The sequence below is a fragment of the Desulfobulbaceae bacterium genome (assembly GCA_015231515.1).
In the GTDB taxonomy this organism is placed as follows: Bacteria; Desulfobacterota; Desulfobulbia; order Desulfobulbales; family VMSU01; genus JADGBM01.
This window is the reverse complement of record JADGBM010000199.1, coordinates 1-2,925: the sequence shown is the minus strand read 5'-3', so window position 1 is coordinate 2,925 and position 2,925 is coordinate 1. Positions and strand designations below refer to the sequence as shown.

4 protein-coding genes are annotated in these 2,925 nt (G+C 42.9%); 2 read left to right on the top strand and 2 right to left on the bottom strand.

The window, feature by feature from the left end:
• On the top strand, nt 1–400 hold a 400-nt coding region (locus HQK80_16160; protein MBF0223725.1), incomplete at its 5' end, for a DNA ligase.
• 32 nt (nt 401–432) lie between these two features.
• On the opposite strand, the gene HQK80_16155 is transcribed toward HQK80_16160, so the two are convergent.
• Together HQK80_16155 and HQK80_16150 are read right to left on the bottom strand one after the other, a co-directional pair.
• On the bottom strand, nt 433–894 hold the full coding sequence (locus HQK80_16155; protein MBF0223724.1) for a cupin domain-containing protein: 462 nt from the start codon (nt 892–894) through the stop codon (nt 433–435).
• Nucleotides 895–958: 64 nt separating this feature from the next.
• Nucleotides 959–1,750 carry an NAD(P)H-binding protein gene (locus HQK80_16150; protein MBF0223723.1) on the bottom strand — a complete coding sequence of 264 codons (792 nt, stop codon included), beginning with the start codon at nt 1,748–1,750 and terminating at the stop codon, nt 959–961.
• Between the two features lie 370 nt (nt 1,751–2,120).
• On the opposite strand from HQK80_16150, the gene HQK80_16145 reads away from it, so the two are divergent.
• On the top strand, nt 2,121–2,696 hold the full coding sequence (locus HQK80_16145) for a DUF1638 domain-containing protein (GenBank protein MBF0223722.1): 576 nt from the start codon (nt 2,121–2,123) through the stop codon (nt 2,694–2,696).
• The last annotated feature ends 229 nt before the right edge of the window (nt 2,697–2,925 follow it).

Below are 2,925 nucleotides of genomic sequence, written 5' to 3'. Positions count from 1 at the left end.
TATCGCCCAGAAGACAGTATCAAGTAACGATGAGTTGAAGGAAGAACTGCGGATAATTGAAGGTCTTGGCGGAGAAGGCCTGATCGTCAGAAGGCCGGACGCGCTGTATACTAAAGGGAGAAGCGGGGATATTCTGAAGGTCAAAAGCTTTCTGGATGCCGAGGCTGTGGTTTTAGCCCATCTTCCAGGGAAAGGGCAGAACCTGGGGAGAGTTGGTTCCCTGTTAGTTGAGCTGCCGGACGGAAAACAGTTTAGAATCGGCACCGGTTTTAGTGATGCCCAGAGAGATAATCCTCCGACGGTGGGGAGCACGATAACATTTAAATATTACGGGTTCTATCAATCAGGAATCCCCAAATTCCCGTCATTTCTGCGTGTGAGGCAGGAAGCACAAGAGTAATTTTCCCGATAGAGCCGCCCATTTTGATACTTTTACAATGGAATGGTGAATCTAACCATTTCTTGTGCGACAGAGATGAGCAGTTTTGCTTCTTCTGAGTCTGGGTTGATCAGTGTGAAATCTGAAAATTCAAAGCCGGGCGCAACAGAGCAACCGACAAGGACCTTTTCGGATATAGGCTCTGCTGCCTGCCAGGTGCCTGCCGGAACGACATGGCAAAAGCGGTTGTTATCGGCAGATAGGCTAATAGATTTAGGAGGTGTGCTTGTCTCATCCCAAATGTACAAGTTCAGCCCAGATCCCTGATACAGGTTCCAGACCTCATCGGAGGCTACTTTATGAAACCTGCTTACCTCTCCGGGATTGAGTGAAAAGTAGATGTGGGTCAAGGCTGACCGGGAGTGGCCTTCCTTTGTAGGCACAGTTTGGGCGGACCTGAATACTTCCAGGAACCGTCCGCCCTCCGGGTGCTCTATAAGATCAATAGGTTTCATGAGTTTGATTTATTTGACAGCTTCATTTTGTTAATGCCGGGTTACTATTCCGCCCAGTGCGGTTTCAATTCTCAAATTTTATTTTCATCAAATCTGGGTGCCTGAACTGATAATTTAAGACCTTCTTTACTCGTAAATTGCTTATTATTTTATATGAGTCAGCTTCTGATTCTGCAAACTCAGGTGCAAGAACGCCAATGGATTGTGCTGCATATGTATAAAATTCTTTTTTTGTGGGATGTGTGTCTGCGCAACAGTTGAAAACCTCGCCCCAGGCTTCTTGTTCGACAATTTGGCTGATAATGCCAATGCAATCGTCACGATGAATAAGATTTACTCCTGAGTTTGGATTTTGGATAAGCCTGCCTTTATGAAAAAATTTTCCAGGGTTTCGACTGTAACCAATTAACCCCCCAAACCGGACAATTGTAGCTTTTATTTTACTGCAGTTTCTAAAAAGGTTTTCGATTGTCACTAAAGGGTTCAGCGCTGACTCTTCTCCATCTGACTCTGATATTGTTTTATTTTTGTTTTCATAAACTGACGTGGAGCTGACAAAAACCACTTTTTCAATTGCAGATTTTTCAATTTCCTTTACCAGATTACCAAAACCATCTATGTCTTTTGACGGTATGTTGATTATAAGAATAGTAGCTTGAAGGAAAGATTGAATACTATCCTGTAAAACGCCAAGATCAACGATGAATGGTTCGACATTTATAGAGGTTAATTCCGGCAACCGACTTTCTGATGTGGTTGAAGCTTTAACATGGTGACCCATGGAGATAAAATGCTCAGCTAATGGAACTCCTAGCCAACCACTCCCTAATATGCTTATTGTTTGGATAGTTGCCATCTTTGATCAAAGGTATCCTTTGCTCTGTTGGTTCAGCCAAGGTGTATCGTTTTGTCAAATAAAAATGGTAATGGTGTTGTTGCGTGAAGGTGCCTGAGCGCCTGCTAGCCTGATTTGGTAACAGATTAAGCCTAATTGTCAATGGGTATTTCGGGGCCTTGAGGGTTAACCGCCTCAGTGAACTTGCTCAGATGTCAGCGATGATTGTTTTAAAAGGTCATTGAATGTGCGGTTTTTGGAGTAGTAAAAGAATATTTACCAGAGCGATTACTGCTATCTCAAATAATGCATGCCGACGCATATTTGAGTTGCGGGGAAAACCCAGCTGAAGTGTGAACAGAGTTATAAAGCTTTCAACAAAACTACTTTAATGAAACATCATCTTATTTCATGTCCGATTTTTGCCAAAGAGCTTGATGTTGTTTTGGCTGAAATATCGAATAAGCCGGTTGTTCATTTAATGGATTATGCGGTTCATATCAGTGCAGAATCCATGCAAAAAGAGCTCAGTCAAGCGATTAAAACAGCCCAGGGAAAAGGCGCTGCCATCACGCTACTTGTTGGGCAAGACTGTCAGGCACAGCAACCGATAAACCATATTGCCAACAGCTGCTGTGGAACCATGCCTCAGGAGCTAAACTGTATTGAAATGCTTCTGGGTCAGAAAAAAACCAAGGAGCTGCAGGAGAGCCGAACCAGCATTATGACGCCAGCCTGGTTTAAAATGATTAAAAGCTCTATAGATCAAGGGTTATGGACGGTGGAAGATGCCAGGATCAATCTTGGCTGGTATGATCAAATTTTACTTTTGGATACTGGTGTAGAAGCACTCGATGAGGCAATGATTATGGAATTTTTTGAATTGATTCAGGTTCCTATTGATATTTTGCCTATCACCCTTGATCATTTTAAGAGGGTCATCCACAAACTTTTATCTCACAGCTAACAGCCGGGGGATTGGGTTTATTGGTGGCGGCACCTTGACTTTTATTTGGGGTAAGACCTGAAAGGCAAAGTTTTGACATGATGGCGTCCGGATTCATTCAATACCTATTGTCACAAAACTAAGTTGGATTATGTAAGCAATCGAGTATGTCTTCTTGAGAATCGTGGTATTCTGTCCCTGATTGTTTCTTTTACATTCATAGCTTGGGGAGGTTAATTTTCGGTTAGCA

Bases quoted from the DNA above. Each gene is read 5' to 3' on its own strand.
- HQK80_16155 (MBF0223724.1), bottom strand. From the start codon at position 894: ATGAAACCTATTGATCTTATAGAGCACCCGGAGGGCGGACGGTTCCTG.
- HQK80_16150 (MBF0223723.1), bottom strand. From the start codon at position 1,750: ATGGCAACTATCCAAACAATAAGCATATTAGGGAGTGGTTGGCTAGGA.
- HQK80_16145 (MBF0223722.1), top strand. From the start codon at position 2,121: ATGAAACATCATCTTATTTCATGTCCGATTTTTGCCAAAGAGCTTGAT.